The sequence below is a fragment of the Xanthomonas sp. LF02-5 genome (assembly GCF_034105325.1).
GTDB classification, from domain to species: Bacteria; Pseudomonadota; Gammaproteobacteria; order Xanthomonadales; family Xanthomonadaceae; genus Xanthomonas_A; species Xanthomonas_A sontii.
In genome coordinates, this window is sequence record NZ_JAXGGF010000002.1 from 365,530 (window position 1) to 391,498 (window position 25,969).

Below are 25,969 nucleotides of genomic sequence, written 5' to 3' on the forward strand. Positions count from 1 at the left end.
CGTCTGACCGAACGCGGCGCGGCTGGCGCTGCGCCTGCAGCCTTCCCGCGTTCCCTGGCGTCCATGCATCTGCCGCAGAAGCGGCTGCAGCCGCGACCCGACTCCAGCCGCACGCAGGACAGCAGCATCGCCCAGGGCGCCCAGCCTTGGGCATCATCCGCACGTTGCGTGGATCGCCAGCGATCCACGGCCGCATCACCCTCGAAGGAACATCGCGTGAAGCGTTTGCTCAAACTCGCATGCGTGGCGCTGGTGGGCGCCATCCTGCTGTTCTACCTGCTGGCGGAGCACGCCGGCCCCTGGATCATGCCGCGGTTCATCACGATCCGTGTCGTGGCGGGACCCGATCGGCCACTCTCGGGCGCGAGGATCCGCGTCCAGCAGGACGTGTGGTCGATTCCGTGTCTGAGCTACATGGGGATCTCCGGCGCGAGTTGCGCGTCGGGCAAATGGACGGTCTTCCATGGCCGCCTGGATCGCAACGGCGAAGCGCGGGTGTTGGTCTTTCAGGCAGCCGGGCTGCGGGCGGATTCGTATATCGCCTGCATCAATGGGAACCAGTACGAGGGCTACTTCGCCTACACAGAGTGGCCAGAGCAACAGGACGTGCAGCGTCTCACCCTGGACTACAAGCGCCTGGAGCAGCAACGAACAGGTTGCATGAACGGCTATGGAGAAGAACGGCTGGCGGCGCCGGCCTGGTGGGATGCCGCCTTGAAGGAAGACGCGGAGGCGGAGGCGGACGATTCGTCGCAATCGACGTCTCAACAACCTCCGGATAGCTCACCGACATCGGACGGACCGTAGGAACCAGGCTGCAGGAGCGGCTTCAGCCGCGACCTGCCATGTCACCAGGTGGCGATGCAGCCTATGCCCAACGGTTTGCAGCGCACTACTACCATGCAGATGGATCCCGGTCGATCGCGATGCTGCCGATGACGGAAGGGTCTGCGCGTCGGGATTGAAGTCCCTCCCACACGGTCGCTTGCGTACACTTCGCATACGACACAGCGGCCCTGGGCGAGCGGCCGCTGTGTCGTATCAGGATGCGATTCGATCGAGTGCCAGGTGGCAACTCGACCGAGTGCCATTCAACGCAACGAACGTCGAATCAGACCCGCGGATCAGGCGGGTTGCCGCGGCCCGGGCGATCGTAGCGATCCGAATCGAAGGCCTCGCGTACGGCCGCCTTGGCCTGTGCCCAGCTCAGCCGCGAGCGATCCTTGGCGCGCTCCCAGCCGCTTTCCAGGTCCGTGTCCAGGCGGTCGTCCCAGACCCGGTCGCGGTAGCGGCTGCGCGCCTGCACGCCGTAGCGGTAGGCCGGGCGGTAGTCGTCGTAGCTGCTGTCGGTCTCGCGGTAGTCCACGGTGTCGAAGCGATCGGCGTAGTAGCGGTCGCTGTCCTCGTAGGTGCGGTAAGTGGCGTCGGCACGCTCCCAGGAATCGCGCGCGGCCAGCCGCGCCTCGTCCCACTCCAGGCGCGAGTCGCCGCGGCGCGTGCCCCAGTCGTGAGACAGTTCGCGCTCGTGTTCGTCCCAGGTGCGCGAGGGATACTGCTCGCGCGCCTGCAGGCCGAGCCCATAGGCCGCGGCGTAGTCGCGGTCGTAGTCGTAATCGGCCTTGGCGTAGTCGCGGTTGCGGTATTCCTCGCGCCAATAGGCGTCCTCGCCGGTGGGATCGATGCGCTCGGCCACGCCCTTGCCCGCGGCTGCGCCGGCGACCACGCCCACCGCCGCGCCGATCAAGGTGCCGAGCGGCCCGAACACGGTGCCGGCCAGCGCGCCCGCGGCCACGCCGCCAGCGGTGCCGCCGATGCCGACCCCGACCGGATGCGAACCCGGGGTGCCGGAAATCGGATCGCGATTGAGATCGCGGGCTTTGTCGTTGTTGTCCATGGGTATGCTCCGTGGCGAAGGAAGGAAGCACCGGCTGCAGGCCCGTTCGGCGGCGGCGGGTGTCGGCGCACAGTCGCAAGCGCGCGGTGAATCCGCCGTGGCACGGCGGTGAACCCGTGATGAGGGAGAGAGTGCGGCTTCGTCACCTGGACACAACGCCTACTGCGTCGCCCACCATGCAGCGCAGGCATGCAACCGGCCAAGACAGTGCTGCATCAAGCACGTCGGCGTATTCGGTACGACCACGCACTCCGCGTCGCTGACGCATGCACAGTCACGACATGGCTGACGCAGTCAGATTGGGCGCCCACGGCGTATCCGCCTGCGCGATCGCGCTCCCGCACGGCGCCAAGGCATCGCCGGGTGGCACTGCTGCCTCAGCCGCGCCGCCAGACCAGGCAGCGGTTGTTGGCCGGCATCGCCACGTCTTCCTGCAGCGCCAGTCCCTGCGCCTGCGCCAGCGCGTCCACCGCCTCGGCATCGCGGATGCCGCTGGCCGGGTCGCGCGCCTTCAGCCACGCATCGAAGTCGCGATTGCTGTCGCTGGTGAAGGCGCCGCCGTAGTTGAAGGGGCCGTAGACCACCAGCATGCCGTCAGCGCTGTTTGCCAGCAGTTGGCCGACGCCGGCGAAGAACGCCTGCACAGCGTCCCAGCCCATGATGTGCAAGGTGTTGGAAGTGAACACCGCATCGTAGCCGGTGCGCGGCCACGGCCCCTCGCGCACGTCCAGGGCCAGCGCCGGCGGCGTGTTCGACAGCGCCGCCACCTCCAGCCACTGCGCGATGCCGGGCAGGTGCTCGGCGCGCTCGCTGCATTGCCAGGTCAGCTGCGGCAGCGCCGCGGCGAAATGCACCGCGTGCTGGCCGGTGCCGCTACCGATCTCCAGCACCTGGCGACGATCGGCGAACTGCCGCTGCAGCACCTGCAGGATCGGATCGCGGTTGCGGTCGCAGGACGGGGCGTAGGGTCGATCGCTCATCGTGGCGTGCACCTGTGTGTGCCATTGCGCGCCACGACGGCACGCACCAGTGCGAATGGCAGCGGACGGCTCATCCGCGCGAGCGCACGAAGATGCGCTTGCCGCCGCCCTCGTTGCCACGCTCCTCCAGTTCGAAGTGCGACGACAGCCGGCGCAGCAGGTCGCTGAGCTTCTTGTGCCCGTACAGGCGCGGATCGAAATCCGGCCGCACCTTGTTCAGATAGCTGCCGACGCTGCCGAGCCCGGCCCAGCCCTGGTCGTCGGAGGCCTCCTCGATGGCCTGGCGCAGCAGGGTCAGCGGCGCCTGCTTGGTCTCGGTGGCGGCGGGCACGGGCTCGGGCTTGGCCGGCGTCGCGGCCGGCTTCTTGCGGCCCTTGGCCGCCGGCTTGGCAGCCGCAGCGGCGGGCTTGGCCGGCTCCGCCGAGCTGGCCTCGCTGCGCAGCACTTCGGTGTAGATGAACTTGTCGCAGGCCTGCACGAACGCATCCGGGGTCTTGCGCTCGCCGAAGCCGTATACGGTCGGTCCTTCCTCGCGCAGGCGCTGCGCCAGGCGGGTGAAGTCGCTGTCGCTGGAGACCAGGCAGAAGCCGTCGAAGCGGCCGGTGTAGAGCAGGTCCATCGCATCGATGATCAGCGAGCTGTCGGTGGCGTTCTTGCCGCTGGTGTAGGCGAACTGCTGCACCGGGCTGATCGAGTGCTTCAGCAGCGCCTGCTTCCACTGGGTCATGCGCGTGCTGGTGAAATCGCCATAGATGCGCTTGACGCTGGCCAGGCCGTACTTGGCGACTTCGGCGAGCAGGCCTTCGATCACCGACGGCTGCGCGTTGTCGGCATCGATCAGCACCGCCAGCCGTGGCTGGTCGTCGTCGCTGTCGGAACGGTGGCGGGTTTTCATGGCGTGCACCTGCGGCAAGGAAAGATCGGGAGAAGCGTGGCGGCGGCCACCACTGTGCCAGCGCGCGCTGCCCACAGCCAGCGCAACGCGGCGACCGCCATGGCTCATCGCCCTGCCGGCAACGCCTCGTAGGCCTGGCGCACCGCCGCCTCGCCGTAGCGGCGCTCCAGCCGGCGCACGATGAAGTGGCCGCGCGCCATCGCCTGGAAGTGCGAGATGAACACCGTGTTGAGCAGCGCGCCGCTGGCCGCGCCGACCAGCGGCACCGCCTGCGCCGCCAGCTTCTCGCTGACCGTGACCGAGAACTTGGCGGCGATGCGCGACAGCAGAGACACCAGCACCGGCGCGCCCTTGCTGCCCAGGCCGTGCGCGGCGATGTACTGCGCCGCGGCGCTGAGCTGCTGCGCCATCGCCGCGCGCACCGCGAAGTAGCCCGATTCGCTGCCGTCGTCGCGGTGGCTGCGGCCGCCATGCGCCAGCACCTCCAGACACGCGAGGGCGGTCGCCGGGTCGTCCAGGCGCTCGCCCTCGGCGCGGGCGATGTCGGCGATCGAACGCAGCATCAGGGTCGTGGTCAGCGGCAGTTCCACCACCAGCCCGGGCAGGCCGAAGAAGCCGCCGGCCGCACCGGTCGCCGCCACCGCGGCGCCATGCAGGCGCGGCCGTGCGCGTTCCGGCGCCTGCCCACGCAGGGTCAGCAGCGCCGAGCGCAACGCCACCCGCAGCGCACGCTGGCTGACCGCATCGATGCGCGAGGACAGCAGTTTCGGCAGGCGCTTGTTGATCAGCGCCTCGATCGGCGCGCCCACCGCATTGGCGATCTTCGCCGCCAGGCCGGGGTGTTCCAGCAGGGCGCGCGCCTGGGCCAGGTCGCGGTGGTCGGCGGCATCCATCACGGGGACGGGCAATAGCGAGGTCATGGCCGAAGCTCGTGGCGAGGGAGGCCACAGCATGCACCGGGCCGCCCCGGCATGGTGTCGAGGGACGATGACCGGTGCGGGACGTTAAGGAATCGCGCGGCCGGAACGCGTGATCGGGATTGAGGCAGGCCCCTGCCGCACACCGCGCCTGCGTCTGGCCCACGCGGCGCCGGGCGCGGTCCAGACAGGACGGCCGGTCCACCACCAGGCCAAGCGTGGCGCCCTGGCCCCGGCGACATCGCGCCGGTCCACCGAACTGGCCATGGCCCAAGGTGGCAGGATCGGCGCTGCAGAGGCAGCCGTCATAGCGGCGGTTGCATGCCCCGCGACGCATGCTGTAAACCCGCTTCTCGTATCGCAGGCAACGACTGGCCGGCCAGACCAGCTACCCCTGCACGCACTGAGCCAGGTAGTCGCGCAGGCGCTCCTGCAGATGGGGCACGGCCTGGGGATGGGCGAGAAATTCGGCCACGGGCATCAGCAGCCACCCCCGGCCTTCATCGCCGAAGCGGATGCTGGCGATCTCGACACACCTCAGGCGGCCAACGAACAACCAGCTCGGCAGGGACCCGGGCTGCAGGGACGGATAGCAGCGGCCCCAGGTCAGCCTGTCTTCCTCCAGCACTAGGCCGAACTCCTCCTGCAGTTCGCGCAGAGCGCAGCGCTCGGGGCTCTCGTCGTCCTCGCGGCCGCCGCCAGGCAGGTCCCAGAGTCCCGGCCAGGGAATCTCCGGCTTCACATCGCGCTGGTACACCAGCAGCGCGTCGTCGCACAGCAGCGCCAGCTTGGCGCCGTTGAACGGTTGCATGGCGTCCTCCGCGGTAGGTAAAGGGCCAGTCTGGACGCGATGCACGCCTCGATGTGCGCCAGGCCACTTCGCGCGCGTCTCAACATATCCCACACGCCTAGATCCGCTCCAGCGCGCGCTGGTGGGTGCGCGGTCCGAACCGGCCCACCACCGTGGCGGCCATCAGCAGGCTGGCGGCGATGCAGGCGAGCACGCCGCGGTGGCCGGTGCGCTCCAGCAGCATGCCGATCAGCAGGCTGCTGGCGGCCGTGGACAGGCGGCTGAAGGAGTAGCAGAAGCCGACCGCGCGGGCGCGCAGCGCGGTGGGAAACAGTTCGGCCTGGTAGCCGTGATAGGCGAAGCTCATCCACGCATTGCAGAAGGTGACCGCCGCGCCGCAGGCGATCAGCAGCAGCGGCTGGCTCTGCCAGGCGAACAGCAGGCCGAACAGCATCGCGCCCAGCGCCGACACCACCACCTGCCACTTGTTCTCCCAGCGCTGCGCAACGCCGATCAGCAGCAGCGGCGCCAGTGGATACGCCAACGAGATGGCGAAGGCGTAGCCCAGGCCGTGCACGCTGTCGGCGCCCTGCCGCGCCAGCAGCGCCGGCAACCAGTTGCCGAAACCGAAGAAGCCGATCGCCTGGAAGATGTGGAAGCTCACCAGCATCGCCATGCGGCGCCGGTACGGGGGCTGCCACAGCGCGGACAGTTGCGGCGTCGGCGCGGCCGGCGCCGAGGCCGGCTCGGGCGCGGGCAAAGGCCGCCCCAGGTCGGCGGTACAGCGCGCTTCCAGCCGCTGCAGCACCGCGTCGGCCTCGGCGTGGCGGCCCTGGGTGGCCAGCCAGCGTGGCGACTCCGGCAAACGGCTGCGCAGCCACCACACCGACAGCGCGAAGCCACCGCTGAGCAGCGCCACCCAGCGCCAGCCGCTCAAGCCCAGCGGCGCGTGCGGCACCAGCGCCCAGGCGCTCAACGCCACCGCCGGCACCGCCAGGAACTGCAGGCAGAACGCCAGCGCGAACGCAGCGCCGCGCATCTGCCGCGGCACCATTTCCGACAGATAGGTATCGATGGTGACCAGTTCCACACCCAGGCCGATGCCGACCACGCCGCGCCACAGGATCACCCCCAGCGCGCTGTGCTGCAGGCCCATCGCCACCGTGGCCACGCAGTACCAGAGCAGCGCGAAGGAGAACACCGCGCGGCGCCCGAAACGATCGACCAGCGGGCTGAGCAGGCTCGCGCCGAGGAACAGGCCCAGGAACGTCGCCGAGGCGAACGCGGCCTGGTCGGCGATGCCGAACACGCCGGCCGCGCCCTCGGCGAAGATGCCGTCGCGCAGCAGGCCGGGGCTGAGGTACGCGGTCTGGAACAGGTCGTACAGTTCGAAGAAGCCGCCCAGCGCCAGCAGCGCGACCAGGCGCCACAGGCTGCGGGTGGGCGGCAGGCGTTCCAGGCGCGCCGCCACCAGGGCGACGGGATCGGAAGCGGCAACGGCGGCATCGCGCATGCGGGTGGGTCCTGGGGGGAGGAAACGCGCCGCCGCATGCTGCCCGATCCGCCGCCGCGCGCGCCACCGCGTCGGGTCGAAACTGCCGACCGCGCCGGATCGGCGTTCAGCCGGATGTCGGCTTCGACGCGACCGGCCGCTGCGGGCGCCGATTACGCGTCAGCGCAGGAACAGGATGTCCAGGTCGCGGTCGGGCACGAAGTCGCGCTGGCGAAATTCGAAAGTGAGCGCATCGGTGCGCTGCAGGTCGCCGTCGAAGCACAGGCTAAGCAGGTCGCCGGGGGCGCGCTTCTTCAGGGTCAGGTGGAAGTCCTGGATCGGCCCCTTCCAGTTGGCGCCGGTGCGCAGCACGTAGCGCAGGTTGCTCCACTGCAGGCCGTTGGCGCCGGCGCGGCGACGCAGGCGCTGCTGGGTGGCGGCGTCCAGGCAGGTGGATTTGGCGTACTCGCCGATCAGGTCGCTAGCCGGCATCGGCACGCCGGTGGCGACGCTGGGCACGTAGCTGTGGCGGATCGCCACCGTGCCGCCGGCGGGAAAGCGCTGCTGCCAGACGAAGTACTCGCTGAGGGTGAAGCGCGGCTGCCCATCCGTATCGAACCAGCGCGCGGGCAGCGGCTTGCGGCCGGCCGGGACGGTGCCGCCCTCGACATACTCGGCCAGGTCGTCCGGCGTCCAGCCGCTGGCCGCCCAGGCGCGCGAGATGTCGCTGCCGTCCAGCTTCGCCACCAGCTTGCGCTCAGTGCGCACCGGCTTGCCGTCCACCCACAGCCTGAAGTCGGTGAGCGCGCTGTGGTCGGCCATGCCGAAGTACATCGGCGGCATCGGGAAGGCGATCGGCACCAGCAGCTCGCGCGTGCTGGTGTTGGTGAACACGTAGTCCACCTGCACCCGCTCCTCGCTGATGAACAGGTCTTCCTTGCTCATGCGGATGTCCGGCTGGCGGATCAGTTCGATGGAGCCATTGGCGTCGCCGATGCTGCTGTCGTTGGCGAAGGCGGCAGCGGCCGCGAGCAGCAAGGACGACAACAGCAGGGGCAGCAGGCGGCGCGGCGAGACGTTGGCGGTCATGGAGTCGGCGGTCGGCGAGGGAAGGCGCCGCGGCCGCAGCACGGCAGCGGGGAACGGGCGCGCGCCATGGTAACCGCGGCGGCATGGCCTGCCGCATCGCGCCCTGCCGCTGCGTTTGCTACGGTAGCCGGCGCCGCCACGGGGGGAAGGCCATCGCCATGTTCAGAGCATTCGCAACGCTGGCGCTGCTGGCGTCCGCCGGGCTGGCCGCGGCGCAGGCGCCAGGCCAGCGCAGCTACGCCAATCCGATCGACCTGGATTACCGCTACAACTTCGAGCAACTCAACGAAGGCATTTCCTACCGCACCGGCGCCGATCCGGTGTTCGTGCGCTTCGGCGACGCCTACTATCTGTTCCAGACCCTGGCCGACGGCTACTGGCGCTCCAGCAACCTGCTCGACTGGCAGTTCGTGACGCCCAGCCGCTGGCCGTTCGAGAGCATCGTCGCGCCGGCGGTGGTGGCCGACGGCGACCGCCTGGTGATCATGCAGTCGGCCTTCGAACCGCGCCCGCTGCTGCAGACCCGCGACCCGGCCAGCGGCAAGCTCGACTTCCTGACCCGGCTGCTGCCCAAGCTGCCGCGCGCCCAGCCGATCGGCACCGAGATGAAGGGCCGCCCGCTCAGCGACGTGCCGCCCGGCCCCTGGGACCCGGACCTGTTCATCGACGACGACGGCCAGTGGTACCTGTACTGGGGCTCGTCGGACCGCTATCCGCTGTATGGCATCGCCATGGATCGCAACGCGCAGGGGTTCGCCTTCCGCGGCATGCCGACGCCCTTGCTCGCGCTGGACCCGGCGCAGCACGGCTGGGAGCGCTTCGGCCCCGACCACCGCGGTGCCCGCTTCCCCGACGGCAGCCCGATCGGCAGCTACCTGGAAGGCGCGTGGATGACCAAGACCGGCGGCCGCTACTACCTGCAGTACGGCGCGCCCGGCAGCGAGTACAACGCCTACGCCAACGGCGTGTACGTCGGCGAGCACCCGCTCGGCCCCTTCGTCTACGCACCCTACAACCCGGTGGCGTACAAGCCCGGCGGCTTCATGCAGGGCGCCGGCCACGGCTCCACCTTCCAGGACGCGCACGGTAACTGGTGGAACAGCGGCACCGCCTGGATTGGCGCCAACTGGACCTTCGAACGGCGCATCGTGCTGTTCCCCGCCGCGTTCGCCGCCGACGGACAGATGCGCGTGTCCACCCGCTTCGGCGATTTCCCGCACTGGATGCCGGACGGCCCGGTGGCCGACCCGGAGGCGCTGTTCACCGGCTGGATGCTGTTGTCCTACCGCAAGCCGGCCACCGCCTCGTCCACCCTGGACGGCTTCGCCGCCGACCGCGCCACCGACGAGGACCCGCGCAGCTACTGGGTGGCCGCACGCAACACGCCCGGCGAGACCCTCACCGTGGACCTGGGCGGGGAACGCAGCGTGCGCGCGGTGCAGGTCAACTTCGCCGACTACCGTGCCGGCCGCTACGGCGATGCGCCTGACATCTACACCGCGTTCCGGCTGCAGCACTCGCGCGACGGCCGCCACTGGCTGCCGCTGGCCGAGGTCGGCGACGGCGCCGACCGCCGCGACCGGCCCAACGCCTACCTGCAATTGCCCGCGCCGGTGCGCACCCGCTACATCCGCTACGTGCACGGCCACGTCGGCGCCGCCCACCTGGCGATCAGCGACCTGCGCGTGTTCGGCAACGCCGACGGCGCCCCGCCGACGGCGCCGACCGGCGTTGTCGCGCAGCGCGATGCCGACCGCCGCAATGCCCGCGTGCACTGGCAGGCGGTGCCCGGTGCCGTCGGCTACAACGTGCGCTGGGGCCTGCGTGCCGACCGCCTCACCCTCACCTACCAGGTGTTCGCCGACCGCGGCACCGACCTGGAGATCCGGGCGCTGAACCGCGACCAGGACTACGTGTTCGCCGTCGAAGCCTTCGACGAGCGCGGTGTCTCCCCGCTGAGCGCCCGCATCGCCGTGCCATGAAGCCATCACCGCCTTCCCGTATGCTTGGCCCCACCTCGACCGCGCACCGGCGATGCGGCGCGCGGCAGGATCGGCTGCCGATCGAAGGAGAAGGACGATGCACCAGCACCAGGGAACCCAGCACCAGCGCCGGCTGCGCGCCTGGCTGATCGCCGCGATGGTCGCCGGCGTGTGCGGCAGTGCCGCCGCGCAGCAGACCGACCCGCGCGATGCGCAACTGCAGCAACAGCAGCGCCTGCTGCAGCAGCAGGCCCAACAGATCCAGCAGATGCAGCAGCAACTGCAGCAGATGCCGCCGGCCGGCGCCGACGCCGCTGCACCGCGCGATGGCCTGTCCGCCACCTACCACGACTGCCGCAAGCAGGCGCAGGGCCTGGACGAGAGCCGCCGCTGCATCCAGCGCGAACAGCGCGTGCAGCAGGAGCGCCTGGACCGCGCCTACGACAAGCTGCGCTACCGCATCAGCGGTACCGACCGGTCCCGCCTGATGGACGCGCAGTCCACCTGGCAACAGTCCAACGACCAGGCCGCACAGCTCGACCGCGCGTTCGGTGCACGCGGCCAGGAGGCGGGCCTGCAAAGCGCCGAAGCCACCCTGCGCCGGATCAGCTCCCGCGCCGACGAACTGGAAGGGTATACGCGCGGCGGGCGTTGAGGGCAGCGACAGGCAAGCTGTCGGACGATACGCGGCAGCGTGTTGCGGTGCCGAGCGGGCGATTGTCCCCGGCAGCAGCGCACGGTTGAGGTCTTTCAAAGGCGTTGCACGGCGGCCGGAGATGGCAGGCATGGAACAACGGGATCGGATTCGTAAGCGGAGCACGTCGCCACAACTGCCGCACCCTGGCCTTGTCTCATCGTTCAAATGGGCGCACGCGCGCTGGCTCGGCACCCGGTGCCTCGGGGCCCTGTCCGCGATCGTGCTAAGTGGCGCAGTCGCGGCGGCTCCGTCCTTGCCGTCGGGCGCGGAGTTGTTGGCGTTGCAGAAGGACGCGCTGCGTCCGACATATTCGCAGTGTCTCTCCAAGGCGATGCAGCAGGAGGCACGGGAACGCTGCGTGGACGAGGAGTTCGCCTACCAGGACGGCGAGTTGAACAGGATCTACCGCGCCCGCATGGCGGCCCTGCTCTCCGCGAAAGAGCGATCGACGTTGCAAGCCGCGCAGCGCCAGTGGATCGCGCAGATCTACCAGAACCGCTGCAAGCTGCCAGAGCAGGCAAGCCCGGCGATGCGCCTGGATGCCAAGCAATGCAGACTGGCCACGACGATTAGCCGACTGCGCCAACTGAACGATCCGCAGTTCGTCGCTTCGATCAGTGCCGCCAGGCCGATCACGCCGTCGCCCGATGCAGGCTCGGTGGCGAAGGTGTTCACTGCGACTGGGCTGCCGGATGCGGCGGGACAGGTCGCGTTTTCCCTGGGAGATCTAAGCCTGCAGGTCGCAGACGCGCATTGTCGCGACACCGGCGGGCTACTCCTGCGCTGCGCGCCCGCGACGGTCGTGGTGCAGCGTCAAACAGGTAAACAGTCCATCCCTGTCCCTTCGCTGGTCTTTTTGAACAAGACAGCGGATCAGCAGGACTATGTCGCCGCCTATCGCGGCCCCATCGCCCAACAGGGCGAAGAGAGCGAGGGCCTGCGCTATACCGCGATCGTCTCGGACATCAATGGTGACGGTTACGACGATCTGCTGTTGTGGACCGACTTTTCCGGCCGCCTCGGCGCGCCCGCCTATACCTATTATCTATTCGATCCAAAGGCCAAGCGCTTTGTGAAGAGCGAGAAGCTCGCACAGGCGACACGCGGCCTCGCACTCTCCGGCATCAGCGGCACGACCCTGCACCTGTGGTCGGAAGAAGGACAATGCAAACGCACCATGGTGACGCTCGCACTGCACGGAACGACACCGACGCGGCATTCCAGCAAGACCCTCGATTTCTGCGAGTAGCCAGCCAGTACGCCGCAGCCCTCGCACGCCCCAGAGAGACAAGGACTTCCCATGAGCGACGGATACGGCAAGCAGAACGCAGGATTCGGGCTGACACGCGAACAATCGGTCGACCTGATCGTCCGCAGTTGCCTGGATCACGGTGTCACCGACACGCGGCAGATCGCATATGTGCTGGCAACCGCACAGCACGAATCCAGAGACTTCCAGGCACCTGAAGAGGACTGGGGGCGAAAGCAGGCCGTGACGCTGTCCTATCACGGTGGCGAAGCCTATTACGGCCGCGGCTATGCGCACCTCACCCATGTCGAGTTGTACGAAAAGCTTGGCGAGAAGGCCGGGCTAGGCCGAGAACTCGTGCAATCGCCAGGCCGGGCTGCGGAAGCCGCCATTGCGACGAAGATTCTCGTCGCCGGCATGCGCGATGGCGACTTCGTGCCGGGACAAACCCTGGCCGCCCATATCAACGCCGACAAGCAGGATTATGCCGGCGCACGCGCGATCATCAATCCCCGTGATGCGGCAAGCGTGCAAACCATCGCCGGCTATGCGCGCACGTGGGAAGCTTCGGTACCGGCGCTGGTAGAGCGCGCCCAACGCGAAGGCGTGGCGCCCGCGCAAGCGCCGGCTGCATCCAATCCGCCGGTGTCTGTCGGCAAGGGCGATGCGAATCAAACCGTCTTCGAAGCACAGCAGTATCTGGCGGCGTTGGGGATGACCGATGGCAAGGGCAAGGCCATTTCGGCCGATGGTGATTTCGGCGCCGGGACCGAACATGCGGTCAAGCAGTACGAACGCAGCAAAGGCGTGGCAGAGCCAACCGGCCGCGTCGATGCCGCCATGCTGGCCGAACTGCGCGCAGATACCTTGCAGGCACAGCCGCAATTCAAGCGCCAGACCATGACGGACCTATACGGGCCATTGAAGGACGGGGAGCTCCGCCGAGGCGAGAAGGGTGAACCCGTCTATGAACTGCGCCGGCAGTTGCAGGGCCTGGGCTACATCCAGAATGCGCCTCCGAACTGGAGCGGCGACCGCCTTTACGACGAGCACATCGAAACCGGCGTCCGTGCGTTCCAGAAGGCCAATGGGCTACAGGAGACCGGACGCGCCGATACGGAGACGCGGCGACAGTTGAATGCGTTCGCGGTGAGCCAGCATCTAGCGCCGACCACGGAATTCGACCGTCCGGAAAATTGGCCTCCGCAACCGCCGCCGTATACCAGGGCCGAGTACCAGACCCGCCAGCAGACACCAGGCCAACCCGCCCAATCCGCACCTGCAGCGCAAGAACCATCGCCAGATCGCCGACAAGGCCAGGCACCGACGTCGGCAACGCCTGGTGCCATGCACAGTTCGCTGTATCAAGACTGCTCCAACGGCGTGGACGCACTTGACCGGCAACTGGGCCGCGGGTCCGACACGGCGAGCGCATGCATGAAGGCCAGCCTGGCCGAGCTCGCCACGCGCAGCGGCCTCACCCGGGTCGATCATGTGCTGCTCAGCGAACGCGGTCGTCAGGCCGAACCAGGGCAGTACGTCTTCGTCGTCGAAGGCGATCCACGCAACCCCGCCAGCTTGCGCGCGCACATGCCGACCGACCAGGCGATCAAGACACCAGTGGAGGTGTCCTTCGGTGCCCTCGCGCAATCGCAGCAACGCCAAGCCAGCGTGCAGGCCGAGTTGGGCGGCGAGCAACAGCTCGACGCGCAGGTGCGTCAAGCACAAGGCAGAGGCATGGGCTGACACGTCACCCGCCGATGGCGTCGCGACGTTGGACCCTGCAGTCTCACCACACCTTGGAGAACGTTCCGATGCACGCCTACGACATCGAACCCGGAGATTGGCAGGACGGCGCGCCCGCTCCCGACAGCGACGGCTGGTGCTTCGGCCTGCCGCCGGGCATCGCCGCGGCGCAATGGCCGCTGGATCCGTGGAGCGGCTATCCGATGCAGCACGGCTTCACCCTGCGGCTGCCACCGGACTACCGCGTGCACGGCCCGGACATCGTCGCGGTGTCGTTCTTCGCCACCGCGACGGACCATAACGACGGCGGCCCGGCCGGAACAGTGGACGGGATGCACGCCGCGATCGCCACGCCTGCGCAGGCGCTGGCCGACCCGGCGCTGCAACCGTTCCGCGAACGCGCGCTGCAGGCCCACCCGCGGCTGCGGCGCATGCAGGACCTGCTGGACTGCGCCTATGCGCTGATCCTGCTGCGGCAGGAAGAGGTGGATGGCGCGCCATGCAGGCCGCCGCCGCTGGTGGACAGCCCGTTGCTGCAGCGGACGCCGCCGCCGGAATGGTTGCAGGTCGGAAGCGCGACAGTATGCGAAGCGTGGGACGCGCGCAGCGTGCCGCTGCCGCAGGCGCCGGACCGTTTCGCCCTGCATCGTCCGCTGCGGCTGCGCCTGCGCGAGCACGATCCCAATGCCGGCGTACCGCCGCGCGAGACGTTCGGCGACGCGCCCGATCCCGGCGGCTATCAGCCGTTCTACTACTGGCAGGACGGCGTGGTCAGCCGCGAGCACTACCGCGAACACGACTGGGCCGCCGGCCACGCCATCAACCACCTCGGCGGCACCATGCGCCCGATACAGGGCATCCCGGACTTCAGCCCGTACTACATCGAGTTCGACGAGGCCTTCGGCGGCTACAACTTCGGCGGCGGCGTCGCGCAACTGGACATCCAGGACCTGCGATTGGACTGGGCCTGCGGTTGAGGTCGCCGAGGTGGGCGACGCTTGTGCGGCGGCGCGCTCACTGCCCCGCTGCGCAGCCCCCGCCCTGTTCCGCGCACACCTTCATGGCGCGTTGCAGTTCGGCCTCGCTCAGCTGTGGAGGTGGCCGCGCGACGGCAGCCTGGACCTGGTCGGGGCCGCCGGTCAGCGCGTGCAGGCCCTTGGCCGCCTTGCCGGCCAGGTAGTAGACACCGAGCGCGATGTAGCCGCCGCTCTGGCTGACCTGCTCCACCGAGGGCGGCGGACGCCAGTCCTTGTCGAAGCGGTTGGGTGGCGGCGACACCGGATTCTTGAAGCGGTACAGGTCCAGCGGCTCGCCCTCGTCCGGCGGCAGCGCGCGCACTTCGCCCAGGGTCTGGATGTCGGGCTGCGCGGCGGCATCGGATGTGGACGGCGGTGCGACCGAGGGCGGCGGCGGCGCAGCGGCCGGTGCGGCGGGCGCGGCCTGTTGTGCCTGCACATTCGCGCACGTCGCCAGCAAGGCGATTGCCAGCATCGTGCGCAGGCGCCGGCCGGTCGGATCCGCTGTGTGCATGCTGTCCATGACGCCCGAGCTTACGGACGCGGCACGGCCATCTCTAGCGCATCGGCGCCACCGTTCACGTCGCCGACAGCGGGCGCAGGCACAGCCAGATCGCGCACCAGTGCGCCAGTGCGCCGCCCAGCACGTGCGCATGCCAGATCGCGCGGTTGTAGAGCATCGACTTGCGCACGTAGAACGCCACGCCCACCGTGTAGATCGCCCCGCCGGCAGCGATCAGCCACAGCACCGGCGTATCCAGCCCGGCCACGATCGGCTTGACCGCCGCCATGCCCGCCCAGCCCAGCAGCAGGTAGATCGCCACCCAGAAGCCCTTGGCGATGCCGGGCAGGAACAGCTTGGCGAACACCCCGAACAGCGCCACGCCCCACACCGCCAGGGTCATCGACCAGACCCAGGCGCCGGACAGCGCCAGCACGAAGAACGGCGTGTAGGAGCCGGCGATCATCACGAAGATGCCGGCGTGGTCGAGCTTGCGCAGCACCGGCTGGCGCTGCGGCGGGGCGAAGTTGTACGCCGCCGAGCAGGCGAACATGGTCAGCAGCCCCAGCGCGTAGATGCTGGTGGCCACGATCAGCGCGTCGTTGGCATGGGCGCGCCAGACCAGCAGCGCGCCGCCGACCACGGCCAGCAGCAGGCCGGCGGCATGCACGAGCAGATCGGCGCGGCGCGCGGCGGCGGTGCGGTAGTGCGGGGCTGGCGAGGAAGTCGATGCGGACAAGGCGATCTTCGGCACCCCGGGAAGCGGTGCCTTGGTGCTGGGGGACGCACAGGATACGCGCGTAGCGGCTGATCCCTGCATCGCCACGCGCAGCATCCTGCCAACACCGCGCTGGCGATTACCTGCCGAGCGGATAGCGCGTGTCCAGATCGTCGAGTGCGCGCTTGTTTCCTGCCGGCGAAGGATGGCTATCGGCACCTTCGCGCTCCAGTGCCTGCTCCCATTGCCGCACTTGATCCTTCAGCTTACGCGCATAGGTCTTGAGCTGGGACGGGGTGACGCCGCCCTGCTCCTGCCAAAAGGCGGCTTCGACCGACGTGCGGAACGTGCCATCCGCGTACACCCACAGAGCGCGACCGATGCTGCTGTCGTCGCCACTACGTTTGCCCAACGCCTGCGCGTCTGCGTCGACGCGGATAGTGCCGTGGATTTCGAACGCCAGCCGATGCGCATCGGCAAATGTCACCTTCAGATGCGCATGCAGGTTGCCGGAAGACGGCAGCGCCTTGGTGACATCCTTGATGTAGACGTTGGCGTCGACCGACGCCTTGTTGCTGAAGCCGTTATCCTGCAGAAATTCGGCGGTGACCATGGCATTCGCTCCTGAGTGTGTGAACGGGGTCCGTCATTGCACGACGGGTAGCGAAAGCCTCGCGCCACGCGCGGAACACGGCCATCGGCACAAGCCTGATCTGCGCAGTACGCGCTGCCGAGGACGTGTCATCGGCGCAGACGGCCGCTGTGTCGGTACAGACACGCAGGGCCGGCACGCATCGCCAATAGGCTGCCGCATGCAGTGCGAACAGCGATGCGTTCCGCATGCAATCGCCCAGCCTGAATCCGCTCAGCCTGCCCGTCTCGCCTCGGCGCGCCCGGTCTCATACCCTGAGACGCGATTTCGCTTCCCTGTTCCACTTTGAGAGCCGTGCCGATGCCCGCCCACGCCCTAGCCCCGCGCACCGAGGACGCCGAGCGCGCCCTGTCCACCACCGACGGGATGCCCTCGCGCGATGGCGCCCTGCTCAGCGCGCGGCTGGAGCGCCGTTACCACGACCGCATCACCGGTAGCTTCACCATCCCCGGCCAGGCCGGCCGCTACGCGCCGATCCCGGACGACGTGCCGCCGGCGCTGGCCGCCGCATTGCGCGAACGCGGCATCGCGCAGCTGTACAGCCACCAGGCCGAGGCCTGGGACGCGGCGCAGCGCGGCGAGCACGTGGCCATCGTCACCCCCACCGCCTCGGGCAAGTCGCTGTGCTACACGCTGCCGGTGGTGGCCGCGGCGATGACCGCGCAGGCCAAGGCGCTGTACCTGTTCCCGACCAAGGCGCTGGCGCAGGACCAGGTGGCCGAGCTGCTGGACCTCAACCGTGCCGGCGACCTCGGGGTGAAGGCCTTCACCTTCGACGGCGACACCCCCGGCGATGCGCGCCAGGCGATCCGCCTGCACGGCGACATCGTGGTCAGCAACCCGGACATGCTGCACCAGGCGATCCTGCCGCATCACACCAAGTGGGCGCAGTTCTTCGAGAACCTGCGCTACGTGGTGATCGACGAGATCCACACCTACCGCGGCGTGTTCGGCAGCCACGTCGCCAACGTGCTGCGCCGGCTCAAACGCATCTGCGCGTTCTATGGCGTCACGCCGCAGTTCATCCTGTGCTCGGCCACCATCGGCAACCCGCGCGCTCACGCCGAGGCGCTGATCGAGCAGCGTGTGCACGCGATCACCGACTCCGGCGCGCCCAGCGGCGACAAGCACGTGCTGCTGTGGAACCCGCCGGTGGTCAACGCCGACCTGGGCCTGCGCGCCTCGGCGCGTTCGCAGAGCAACCGCATCGCGCGCATCGCGATCAAGTCCGGGCTCAAGACCCTGGTGTTCGCGCAGACGCGGTTGATGGTGGAGGTGCTGACCAAGTACCTGAAGGACATCTTCGACCACGACCCGCGCAAGCCGCCGCGCATCCGCGCCTACCGCGGCGGCTACCTGCCCAGCGAGCGCCGCGAGGCCGAGCGGGCGATGCGCGCCGGCAGCATCGACGGCATCGTCTCCACCTCGGCGCTGGAGCTGGGCGTGGACATCGGCGCGCTGGACGTGGTGGTGCTCAACGGCTACCCCGGCAGCGTCGCCGCCACCTGGCAGCGCTTCGGCCGCGCCGGACGTCGCCAGCAGCCGGCGCTGGGCGTGCTGGTGGCCAGTTCGCAGCCGCTGGACCAGTACGTGGTGCGGCACCCGGACTTCTTCGCCGATGCCTCGCCGGAACACGCCCGTATCGCCCCGGACCAGCCGCTGATCCTGTTCGACCACATCCGCTGCGCCGCGTTCGAGCTGACCTTCGTCGCCGGCGAGGCGTTCGGCCCGGTGGACCCGGCGGTGTTCCTGGAGGCGCTGGCCGAGAGCGAGGTGGTGCACCAGGAAGGCGACCGCTGGGAGTGGATCGCCGACAGCTACCCGGCCAACGCGGTGAGCCTGCGCTCGGTGGCCGACGGCAACTTTGTGGTGGTGGACAAGACCGACGGCAAGCAGCAGATCATCGCCGAGGTCGACTATTCCGCCGCCGCACTGACCCTGTACGAAGGCGCCATCCACATGGTGCAGAGCACGCCCTACCAGGTGGAAAAGCTCGACTGGGAAGGCCGCAAGGCCTACGTCACCCGCACCCACGTGGACTACTACACCGACAGCATCGACTTCACCAAGCTCAAGGTGCTGGACCGCTTCGACGGCGGCGCGGCCGGGCGCGGCGACGCGCACCACGGCGAGGTGCACGTGGTGCGGCGCGTGGCCGGCTACAAGAAGATCCGCTACTACACCCACGAGAACATCGGCTACGGCCCGGTCAACCTGCCCGACCAGGAACTGCACACCACCGCGGTGTGGTGGCAGTTGCCGCAGGCGACCCTGCTCAAGGCGTTCGGCAGCAAGCAGGACGCGCTGGATGGTTTCCTGGGCGCGGCCTACGCGCTGCACGTGGTGGCCACGGTGGCGGTGATGGCCGACGCACGCGATCTGCAGCAGGCGGTGGGCGACGGCGACGGCGCCTGGTTCGCGGTGGCCGACGCCAAGGGCCGCGGCCAGTTGCGCGGTGGCGACAGCGGCGAGCCGGCCAGCGTCGAACTGCAGCAGTTCGTGCCCACCGTGTACCTGTACGACAACTTCCCCGGCGGCGTCGGCCTCAGCGAGCCGTTGTGGCGGCGCCAGGCCGAACTGGTGCAGCGCGCGCGCGAACTGGTGCAGGGCTGCGACTGCGTGGCCGGCTGCCCGGCCTGCGTCGGCCCGGTGCTGGCCGCGCAGGAGGAAAGCGCGACCACGCCGCGGGCGCTGGCGTTGCGCGTGCTGCGCTTGTTGCTCGACGGCGAGGACGACACGGCGCTGGACGCGCACGGCGCAACCACGATCGCCATCGATGCCGATGCCGATGCGCTGCCGGAGTGGAGCGCATGAGCATCAGCCTCGAACGCCTGCGCGCGCTGCGCCGGCAGGCCGGCGACGCCAGCACCGAGCGCGCGCCGGCGTCCTCCGGCCATCGCATCGCAGCCGACGCGTCTGCCGCGCAACGCGCAGGCACTGCCGCGGCGACGTCCACGCAAGCGCCGCGGCAGGCAGCGCCGCAGCCGCGCGAGATCGTATCGCAGGCAACTGCAACGCCGGCCCCACGCACGCCACCCGCTCCCCCGCGCAGCGGCGGCGCCGATACCGCGGTGGCGCCGCCCATCGCCATCGCCCCGTTCGACCGCGGCGGCACCGATGTGTCCGCGCTGCGGCGCCTGCTCGGCCTGCGCGAGCGTGCGGTCGCGCCCACCGCGGCTGCGTCCGCACGCAAACCGGCCGCGGCGCCGGACCGGCACCTGCCCGGCGTGGAGATCGCACCCGGGCTGCACCTGATCGAGGCGTTCCTGCCGCAGCCGATTCCCGCCGGCGCGCTGTCGCTGGCCTTCGCCCGCCGCGAGGATGCGGTGGACCCCACCGACCTGCTGTTCTTCGACACCGAAACCACCGGCCTGGCCGGCGGCACCGGCACACGCGCCTTCATGATCGGCGCGGCCGACTGGAGCGTGCATCCGGCCGACGGCCCGGGCCTGCGCATCCGCCAGTTGCTGATGGCCACGATGGGCGCGGAGAAGGCGATGCTGGAGGCGTTTCGCGCCTGGCTGCGGCCGGGCACCGTGCTGTCCAGCTACAACGGACGCTGCTACGACGCGCCGTTGCTGAAGACCCGCTACCGGCTGGCGCGCTGCGCCGATCCGCTGTCGGCGCTGGACCACGTGGATCTGCTGCATCCCACCCGCCGCCGTTACCGCGGCACCTGGGAGAACTGCAAGCTCGCCACCATCGAGCGGCAATTGCTGCGCGTGGTGCGCGAGGACGACCTGCCTGGCTCAGAAGCGCCGGCGGCGTGGCTGGGCTACCTGCGCGGCGGCAACGCGCGCAACCTGCGCCGCGTCGCCGCGCACAACCACCAGGACGTGGTCACGCTGGCGCTGCTGCTGCAGCGCCTGGTCGCCGCCGAGGCCGAGGAACGCGCGCTGGCGGCTGCGGCGTCGGCGTAGGCGCTGCGCACGCCGCCGGCGACATCACTCCAGCCGCTGCGCATTGCCCGCGGCGATGGCGGCATCGAACAGGCGGTCGACCTCGCGATCGATCTGCGCGCTCAATTCGCCCTGACGCGCACCCAGTTCGCCCTGCTGACGGCCCAGCGCGGCCTGCTGTGCGCCGAGCGTGCGCATCTTCGCCGACAGCGCGTCCTGGCGCTGCGCAAGCGCTGCCTGTGCATTCGCCTGCGCCTTGGCAGCGACGGCGTCCATGTCGATGCGCGCCAGCGCCCGCGCTGCGGCCTCCTGCGCCAGCTTGCCCTGTTCACGGCCCAGCTCGCCCTGCTCGCGGCCCAGCGCTCCTTGGCGCTTGCCGAGCTCGCCCTGCTGCGCGCCCAGCTTGCCGATCGGCTCGAACAGCGCGTCGAAGCGGGCCAGCAGCGCAGGATCGTGCACCACGTAGCGCTTGCCGCCGCGGCGGAACCACAGACCATCGCCCTGGGTCTCGCGCTTCATGCTGGCGAGCTCGTCGCTGCTGCCGCTCATCGTCGAATGGTTGCCCTTGACCCGGACATACGACTGTTCGAGTTGACCGTTGCGGGTCTTCTGCACCGACCGCGTGCTGATCCGCGAGCCGATGGCCGGCGGCGGCGCCGGGACCGCCGGGACCGCCGGGACCACCATTGCAGGCCGCGCAGGCGGCGCGGGCGGCGGCGGCGGCGGCGGTACTGCGGGCACGTTGGCGGCGCGGGCGGCGGCACCGGCGTCCCCCATGTCGACCGCCTCCGCGGCCTCCGCGGCCTCCGCGGCCGCCGCGTTCGCGGCTTCCATCTCAGGCTCCTGCGCCGCTGCGCTCGCGTCGGCTGCCTGCTTCGCTGCATCTGCAGCCGCCATGGCAGCCTGCGCCTCCGCCGCCGCAAGCGCCGCTTCGCGGGCCGCGTCATCGGCAGTGTATTCGCTCGGTGGCGCCGCGGCCTGCGCCTGGGAGGCCGGAGCCGGCTTGCCGGCGGCAGGCAGCGCATGGCCGGGCTGGGCCACCAGGCGCAGCGGCGCCACGCCGAGCACGGCCACCGCGGTCAGGATCAGGGCCGCGCCCAGGCGCGGAAAAGCGGACGTGGTCTGCAGCATCTGCAATCTCCGTTTCAGGCTCAGGAAGGTCGGCGAAGCGCTGGCCAGGCCGGCGCTGGGCCGCGGTGCCACGCCCAGCTGCACCAGCAGCCGCGCGTAGTCGTGACGGCAATGCCGGTGGCCTGCGACCACCGCGGCGTCGCAGGCCGCCTCGCGGGCCAGGGCGTACTCGCGGTTGGCCAGGTGCACCAGCGGATGGAAGAAGAACAGGTGCTGCGCCACCGCCGGCAGCAGCCCCCACCACAGGTCGCGGCGCTGCAGGTGCACCAGTTCATGGGTCAGCGCCATGTCCAGATCGTCGGCGCGCAGGCTGTCCATGCGCCGCGCCGGCAGCAGCAGCACCGGCTGCCACGGCCCGATCAGTTGCGGCGAATCGGTGCGCGCACACAGCCGCAGCTGCGGCGGCTGGCGCAGGCCGTGGGCCTCGGCCGCCAGGCGCAGCGCACCGAGCAGGGCGGTGTCGGTGCACGGCGCCGCCTCGCGCGCACGCTGGCGGCTGCGACGGTAGGCCAGCACGCTGTGCGCGGCGCAAACCAGCACGCCGGCCAGCCACAGCGCCACCAGCGCCTGCGCCCACGGCCAGGCGGCCAGGGATGTCGTGGCCGGGGGGGCGGCGATCGCCGCGGTGGCAGCGGTGGCGTTGACGTTGATCTGCGCAGGCATCGCAGCGGACACGCGCGGCATCGCAGCGCCTGACGGCGTCGCCGACACCGTGGCGACGGCCGCCGGTGCTGCCGCCACCGGCGCCGGCGCGGCCGGCAGCACCGGCAACTGCACCGCACCGGCCCACAGCAGGCCCAGCACGCTCTGCGCGGCGACCAACCACCACAGCCGGCAACGCGTCGCCGCCGGCAGGGTCGGCAGCCAGCGGCACAGCGCCCAGATCAGCGCGACCAGCACCAGCGTCTGCACGCTGGTCGCCAGCAGCCGCGACAGCAGGCTCTCGAACACGTCCGTCCCCACCAGGCTGTGCATGGCTCAGTCCTCCCGCCGTTGCGATTGCAGTTTGGCCACCAGGGCCTCCAGTTCGGCCAGTTCCGTGTCGCTGACCTCGGCGCGCTGCGACATCCAGGCCACGAACGGCGACACCGAGCCCTGCAGGGTCTTCTCGACGAAGCTGCCGACCGCGCTGCGCACCACGTCGTCCTGGCCGCTGGTGGCGGCATAGCGGTACACGCCCTGCACCTGGCGGCGACGCAGATAGGCCTTGGCGCGCAGGCGCTCCATCATGGTCAGCACGGTCGAGCGCGCCAGCCCGCGCGCCTCGCCGAACCCGGCGGCGACCTCCCCGACACTGGCATCGCCGTGTTCGGCGATGTACTGCAGCAGGGCCAGTTCCTGGTCCCCGATCGATTTGCGGCGCATCCGCCCACTCCGATGACTACACGTGTCGGCAAAACTACCCGTGGCGACACGTGTCGTCAATAGGTCGCAGGTCATGGCCGACGGTCGGTAGGAGATTTGCATCGCAGGATTCCTTTCAGAGGGCGGCGCCTCCGCAAAGGGCTCGCCGGCGATACGCAGAGCGTCTTCTCGTTGTAATGTAGGCTAAAACGTGAAACGCATTAGCGATGTCCACCGATTTGCGTCAGCCATGGGAACGGCGACCTCTGGGGAAGAGGAATGATACGAACCGTCAATATTCAAGATTTCAGAAGCTTCGATCCCGCGTCGAACACTGTGATTTCCTTTGATCCGGACAAGCGCGTCGCTTACTTTTATGGCCTCAATGGCGCGGGAAAATCCGCAATCAGCGAAGTCATACAGCGATGTGGAACGGGCCAAAATCCCGTACCCAACTGCACTTTAAGTGTATTTCCCCAAGACACAAAGTACGAGTATCTGGTTTACAACGACCATTTCGTCGAAACTAATTTTCGCAACCGGAGCGACATGCCTGGGATCTTCACTATTGGTGATCCTGAGTCATCCGCACTGGAGGCCATTGAGGTCTTAGAGCAAGAGATTGCAACGTGGCGTGGGCAACATGACAACTTGGTAAAGCAACAGGAACTTCGCCAGGCGGAGGCAACCAATGCTCATGAAAGCGCGATTCGCGGAGTGTGGAAGAACTACACGGCACTGAAAGACGGCCCATTCAAGCGCTGGCTACCATACGGAAATTCCAAACAGCGCTTCTTTGATGCGCTCCAGGCCAAGGCAAAGTTGGCCTATGATGGGGAGCCGCCGGACCTGGATAAGCTTGAGCAGTTGCTCATCGAGCTTGGCGACAGCAACTCGATGCCCAAGCCTAGGGTTGATGTTGATCTTCCCAACTTCAATCGTATTGAACAGGACGAGATTTGGGCCGAGCCAATCATCGGCTCAAGCGACAGCGCTCTTTCGGCGATGATCAAGGACATCGCTAACTTCGACTGGGTCAGCCAAGGACGATCCTACGTAGAACGAAGCCATGATCTCTGTCCGTTCTGCCAGCAGAGCCTTCCACCGGCGTTCCCACAGGAACTTGCCAAGCTATTCGATGAAAGCTTTGAGAGGCGCGTAGAACGGGCAAGGCAGCTTGCGTCTTCCTATGCTTCCAGTCTCGCTGGCCTTGAGCACGCAATTGCTAGCCTTTTGGAATCGGAAGCTTTTGCCTCTGAGACCGATGCCATTCGATTGGCTTGGGCAAACGCAAGTCGCCTTCTAAGCGAGAACGCCCAACGTATGGCAGCGAAGTCGGGGTCGCCACAGAGTGCTATCGAACTACACTCCACCCAGGCGCCGATGGCGATGCTCGAAGATGCGATCAATGAGGTCTCCAAGCGTGTCGATGAGCACAATCGCCGTTTGAGCCGTCGGCAATCCGAACTGAACCGAATCGAGAATGGATTCTGGGCTCGCCTTCGCGAAGACAATGAAGGCATTCTGACCCTCTACAAGACCACATCAAGAAGTGCTGCGGATGCACTCGAGGCGATCCGCGAATCGAGAGCCAAGCTTCAATGGCAGATCAGCCAAGCAGAGCTGCGGCTAGTTGAGCTTCGTGCGACCAGCGGTGGAACCGAAGAAGCGGTTGTCGCGATCAACACCCGACTGCAATCGCTAGGGGTCGACTCATTCAAGATCGAACGGCGTGAGGACGATCTGTACCAGCTGGTGCGCCCTGGTAAAGGACCGGATACGTACGGCTCACTGAGTGAAGGAGAAAAGACCCTTATCACTTTTCTTTACTTCGTCGAGCTGATCACGGGATCGCCCGCTTCAAGTATGTCCTCCCCCTTGGAAAGGAAGATCGTTGTCATTGATGATCCAATTTCAAGCCTTTCACATAACTTTGTGTACGACATTGCAGCCACGATTTCCCGGGACATTATTGGGCTGAAGAACTCGCAGGAAAAGCGTGTGAAGCAGGTGATTGTGCTTACACATAGCCTATTCTTCCTCAATGAACTCATCAAGGTCAGCAAAAAGGCAGATCCTGCACAGCTGCAGCGCGTCATCAAGAAGCGCTACTCGGCGATCGTGCCAATGAAGATCGACGATCTCAAGAATGACTACGAATCCTGGTGGCAGGTGGTGAAGGATGCCTATCAGGACCTGGTGAGCTCTGCCACAGTCGCCAATGCGATGCGGTGCATCTTGGAACGGTTTTTCTACTTCACCAAACGGCAGGATTCATTCAGTACAGTGATGGATAAACTCGCCGCACAGGATCGCAGCTTCTTTGCCCTAAGCCGCTACCTAGCACATCACTCCCATGGTGATGCCAACACGTTGACAGACTTCGGCGAGTACGACGTCACCTACTGCCTCATCAAGTTCAAAGCGATCTTTGATGAACTGGGCTTCTCTGAACACCATCGTGTGATGGCAGGACTTCCGGACGCGGCTGCAGAGTAGGAGCTACCATCTCTCGCTGCGGCCCGCCGTTCTGGCATCGCTCGAACAATCTCTAGTACCTCATGGCAATCCGCTAGATATCGCGAGAAAGCCTCTATGCGCGAGCATTGCTCCACGCAGCTAGCCAATTTTCTTGACGGTAGCGAGTGGGACGAGTCCCCACCACATCCACTGTAAATGCACTCGGCGTAGAAGCACCCTGGGATCAGACGCTGTCACTGCAGCGGCACCAACACCTATACCCAGGTATCGCATCGCATACGCGCAGCAGGCAGCGCTGTACCAACGCGCAATGGTGCAAGCGCACATGCGATGCAAGAATTACCTGCATCGCTTCACGCCGCTGTATTCACCGCGGGAAGCGCGCTGCCGCAGCTGCGCCGTTCGCCTCCATCGATCCGGAGCGGGCCGCCGCACCTGCCGCGCGCCATCTTCCCTGTTCCGCGCCGCAGCGCCGGCGCACTGTCATCGCAAACG

20 protein-coding genes and 1 pseudogene are annotated in these 25,969 nt (G+C 68.2%); 9 read left to right on the top strand and 12 right to left on the bottom strand.

Annotation, left to right across the window (positions count from 1 at the left end; all coding sequences use genetic code 11):
• Nucleotides 1–216: 216 nt before the first annotated feature.
• Nucleotides 217–807 carry a hypothetical protein gene (locus SLW52_RS07685; protein WP_320739890.1) on the top strand — a complete coding sequence of 197 codons (591 nt, stop codon included), beginning with the start codon at nt 217–219 and terminating at the stop codon, nt 805–807.
• 304 nt (nt 808–1,111) lie between these two features.
• Here the strand turns inward: SLW52_RS07685 and SLW52_RS07690 are convergent, their stop codons facing one another.
• The 7 genes from SLW52_RS07690 to SLW52_RS07720 all read right to left on the bottom strand — a co-directional run bounded on the left by SLW52_RS07690 (nt 1,112) and on the right by SLW52_RS07720 (nt 8,057).
• Nucleotides 1,112–1,894 (bottom strand): hypothetical protein, encoded by a 783-nt coding sequence (locus SLW52_RS07690; protein WP_010340940.1) that lies wholly within the window; start codon nt 1,892–1,894, stop codon nt 1,112–1,114.
• Between the two features lie 377 nt (nt 1,895–2,271).
• Nucleotides 2,272–2,874 carry a class I SAM-dependent methyltransferase gene (locus SLW52_RS07695; protein ID WP_267117672.1) on the bottom strand — a complete coding sequence of 201 codons (603 nt, stop codon included), beginning with the start codon at nt 2,872–2,874 and terminating at the stop codon, nt 2,272–2,274.
• Between the two features lie 70 nt (nt 2,875–2,944).
• Nucleotides 2,945–3,769, bottom strand: coding sequence for an NYN domain-containing protein (locus tag SLW52_RS07700; RefSeq protein ID WP_043095422.1), 825 nt, complete (start codon nt 3,767–3,769; stop codon nt 2,945–2,947).
• Nucleotides 3,770–3,873: 104 nt separating this feature from the next.
• Nucleotides 3,874–4,689, bottom strand: coding sequence for an EcsC family protein (locus SLW52_RS07705; protein WP_173003393.1), 816 nt, complete (start codon nt 4,687–4,689; stop codon nt 3,874–3,876).
• 385 nt (nt 4,690–5,074) lie between these two features.
• Nucleotides 5,075–5,497 (bottom strand): NUDIX hydrolase, encoded by a 423-nt coding sequence (locus SLW52_RS07710; protein ID WP_320739891.1) that lies wholly within the window; start codon nt 5,495–5,497, stop codon nt 5,075–5,077.
• A gap of 97 nt (nt 5,498–5,594) precedes the next feature.
• Nucleotides 5,595–6,989, bottom strand: a complete 1,395-nt coding sequence (locus SLW52_RS07715; RefSeq protein ID WP_320739892.1) for an MFS transporter — start codon at nt 6,987–6,989, stop codon at nt 5,595–5,597.
• A 159-nt stretch (nt 6,990–7,148) separates the two neighbouring features.
• The gene (locus SLW52_RS07720) at nt 7,149–8,057 is read right to left on the bottom strand and encodes a DUF4424 domain-containing protein (protein ID WP_267123626.1); all 909 of its coding nucleotides are present in this window, start codon (nt 8,055–8,057) and stop codon (nt 7,149–7,151) included.
• Between the two features lie 158 nt (nt 8,058–8,215).
• Here SLW52_RS07720 and SLW52_RS07725 point away from each other — a divergent pair, with 158 nt between their 5' ends.
• The 5 genes from SLW52_RS07725 to SLW52_RS07745 all read left to right on the top strand — a co-directional run bounded on the left by SLW52_RS07725 (nt 8,216) and on the right by SLW52_RS07745 (nt 14,708).
• Nucleotides 8,216–10,039, top strand: coding sequence for a family 43 glycosylhydrolase (locus SLW52_RS07725; RefSeq protein WP_320739894.1), 1,824 nt, complete (start codon nt 8,216–8,218; stop codon nt 10,037–10,039).
• Nucleotides 10,040–10,136: 97 nt separating this feature from the next.
• Nucleotides 10,137–10,694, top strand: a complete 558-nt coding sequence (locus SLW52_RS07730; RefSeq protein ID WP_320739896.1) for a lysozyme inhibitor LprI family protein — start codon at nt 10,137–10,139, stop codon at nt 10,692–10,694.
• Between the two features lie 130 nt (nt 10,695–10,824).
• Nucleotides 10,825–11,985, top strand: a complete 1,161-nt coding sequence (locus SLW52_RS07735; protein ID WP_320739897.1) for a lysozyme inhibitor LprI family protein — start codon at nt 10,825–10,827, stop codon at nt 11,983–11,985.
• 51 nt (nt 11,986–12,036) lie between these two features.
• Nucleotides 12,037–13,731 carry a peptidoglycan-binding domain-containing protein gene (locus SLW52_RS07740; RefSeq protein WP_320739899.1) on the top strand — a complete coding sequence of 565 codons (1,695 nt, stop codon included), beginning with the start codon at nt 12,037–12,039 and terminating at the stop codon, nt 13,729–13,731.
• Nucleotides 13,732–13,799: 68 nt separating this feature from the next.
• Nucleotides 13,800–14,708 (top strand): hypothetical protein, encoded by a 909-nt coding sequence (locus tag SLW52_RS07745; protein ID WP_320739900.1) that lies wholly within the window; start codon nt 13,800–13,802, stop codon nt 14,706–14,708.
• 37 nt (nt 14,709–14,745) lie between these two features.
• Here the strand turns inward: SLW52_RS07745 and SLW52_RS07750 are convergent, their stop codons facing one another.
• The 3 genes from SLW52_RS07750 to SLW52_RS07760 form a co-directional block, all read right to left on the bottom strand.
• The gene (locus SLW52_RS07750; protein WP_320744238.1) at nt 14,746–15,261 is read right to left on the bottom strand and encodes a hypothetical protein; all 516 of its coding nucleotides are present in this window, start codon (nt 15,259–15,261) and stop codon (nt 14,746–14,748) included.
• A 64-nt stretch (nt 15,262–15,325) separates the two neighbouring features.
• The gene (locus SLW52_RS07755; protein ID WP_153751676.1) at nt 15,326–15,988 is read right to left on the bottom strand and encodes a hemolysin III family protein; all 663 of its coding nucleotides are present in this window, start codon (nt 15,986–15,988) and stop codon (nt 15,326–15,328) included.
• Nucleotides 15,989–16,106: 118 nt separating this feature from the next.
• On the bottom strand, nt 16,107–16,580 hold the full coding sequence (locus tag SLW52_RS07760; RefSeq protein ID WP_267100513.1) for a hypothetical protein: 474 nt from the start codon (nt 16,578–16,580) through the stop codon (nt 16,107–16,109).
• Nucleotides 16,581–16,919: 339 nt separating this feature from the next.
• Here SLW52_RS07760 and SLW52_RS07765 point away from each other — a divergent pair, with 339 nt between their 5' ends.
• Together SLW52_RS07765 and SLW52_RS07770 are read left to right on the top strand one after the other, a co-directional pair.
• Entirely contained in the window at nt 16,920–19,433 is a 2,514-nt protein-coding gene (locus SLW52_RS07765) for a DEAD/DEAH box helicase (RefSeq protein WP_150410059.1), read from the top strand.
• Nucleotides 19,430–20,539 carry a ribonuclease H-like domain-containing protein gene (locus SLW52_RS07770; RefSeq protein WP_320739904.1) on the top strand — a complete coding sequence of 370 codons (1,110 nt, stop codon included), beginning with the start codon at nt 19,430–19,432 and terminating at the stop codon, nt 20,537–20,539. The genes SLW52_RS07765 and SLW52_RS07770 overlap by 4 nt, the downstream gene beginning before the upstream one ends.
• A 1,008-nt stretch (nt 20,540–21,547) precedes the next feature.
• Here SLW52_RS07770 and SLW52_RS07775 read toward each other — a convergent pair.
• A pseudogene (locus SLW52_RS07775) lies at nt 21,548–22,624 on the bottom strand (M56 family metallopeptidase); the annotation flags it as partial.
• A gap of 3 nt (nt 22,625–22,627) precedes the next feature.
• Nucleotides 22,628–23,014, bottom strand: a complete 387-nt coding sequence (locus SLW52_RS07780; RefSeq protein WP_017909741.1) for a BlaI/MecI/CopY family transcriptional regulator — start codon at nt 23,012–23,014, stop codon at nt 22,628–22,630.
• Nucleotides 23,015–23,272: 258 nt separating this feature from the next.
• Between SLW52_RS07780 and SLW52_RS07785 the strand changes: the two genes are divergently transcribed.
• The gene (locus SLW52_RS07785) at nt 23,273–25,492 is read left to right on the top strand and encodes an AAA family ATPase (protein ID WP_320739906.1); all 2,220 of its coding nucleotides are present in this window, start codon (nt 23,273–23,275) and stop codon (nt 25,490–25,492) included.
• Nucleotides 25,493–25,969 lie beyond the last annotated feature (477 nt).

Coding starts and splice junctions, on each gene's coding strand:
- SLW52_RS07690 (WP_010340940.1), bottom strand. CDS start 1,894: ATGGACAACAACGACAAAGCCCGCGATCTCAATCGCGATCCGATTTCC.
- SLW52_RS07695 (WP_267117672.1), bottom strand. CDS start 2,874: ATGAGCGATCGACCCTACGCCCCGTCCTGCGACCGCAACCGCGATCCG.
- SLW52_RS07700 (WP_043095422.1), bottom strand. CDS start 3,769: ATGAAAACCCGCCACCGTTCCGACAGCGACGACGACCAGCCACGGCTG.
- SLW52_RS07705 (WP_173003393.1), bottom strand. CDS start 4,689: ATGACCTCGCTATTGCCCGTCCCCGTGATGGATGCCGCCGACCACCGC.
- SLW52_RS07710 (WP_320739891.1), bottom strand. CDS start 5,497: ATGCAACCGTTCAACGGCGCCAAGCTGGCGCTGCTGTGCGACGACGCG.
- SLW52_RS07715 (WP_320739892.1), bottom strand. CDS start 6,989: ATGCGCGATGCCGCCGTTGCCGCTTCCGATCCCGTCGCCCTGGTGGCG.
- SLW52_RS07720 (WP_267123626.1), bottom strand. CDS start 8,057: ATGACCGCCAACGTCTCGCCGCGCCGCCTGCTGCCCCTGCTGTTGTCG.
- SLW52_RS07725 (WP_320739894.1), top strand. CDS start 8,216: ATGTTCAGAGCATTCGCAACGCTGGCGCTGCTGGCGTCCGCCGGGCTG.
- SLW52_RS07730 (WP_320739896.1), top strand. CDS start 10,137: ATGCACCAGCACCAGGGAACCCAGCACCAGCGCCGGCTGCGCGCCTGG.
- SLW52_RS07735 (WP_320739897.1), top strand. CDS start 10,825: ATGGAACAACGGGATCGGATTCGTAAGCGGAGCACGTCGCCACAACTG.
- SLW52_RS07740 (WP_320739899.1), top strand. CDS start 12,037: ATGAGCGACGGATACGGCAAGCAGAACGCAGGATTCGGGCTGACACGC.
- SLW52_RS07745 (WP_320739900.1), top strand. CDS start 13,800: ATGCACGCCTACGACATCGAACCCGGAGATTGGCAGGACGGCGCGCCC.
- SLW52_RS07750 (WP_320744238.1), bottom strand. CDS start 15,261: ATGCACACAGCGGATCCGACCGGCCGGCGCCTGCGCACGATGCTGGCA.
- SLW52_RS07760 (WP_267100513.1), bottom strand. CDS start 16,580: ATGGTCACCGCCGAATTTCTGCAGGATAACGGCTTCAGCAACAAGGCG.
- SLW52_RS07765 (WP_150410059.1), top strand. CDS start 16,920: ATGCCCGCCCACGCCCTAGCCCCGCGCACCGAGGACGCCGAGCGCGCC.
- SLW52_RS07770 (WP_320739904.1), top strand. CDS start 19,430: ATGAGCATCAGCCTCGAACGCCTGCGCGCGCTGCGCCGGCAGGCCGGC.
- SLW52_RS07780 (WP_017909741.1), bottom strand. CDS start 23,014: ATGCGCCGCAAATCGATCGGGGACCAGGAACTGGCCCTGCTGCAGTAC.
- SLW52_RS07785 (WP_320739906.1), top strand. CDS start 23,273: ATGATACGAACCGTCAATATTCAAGATTTCAGAAGCTTCGATCCCGCG.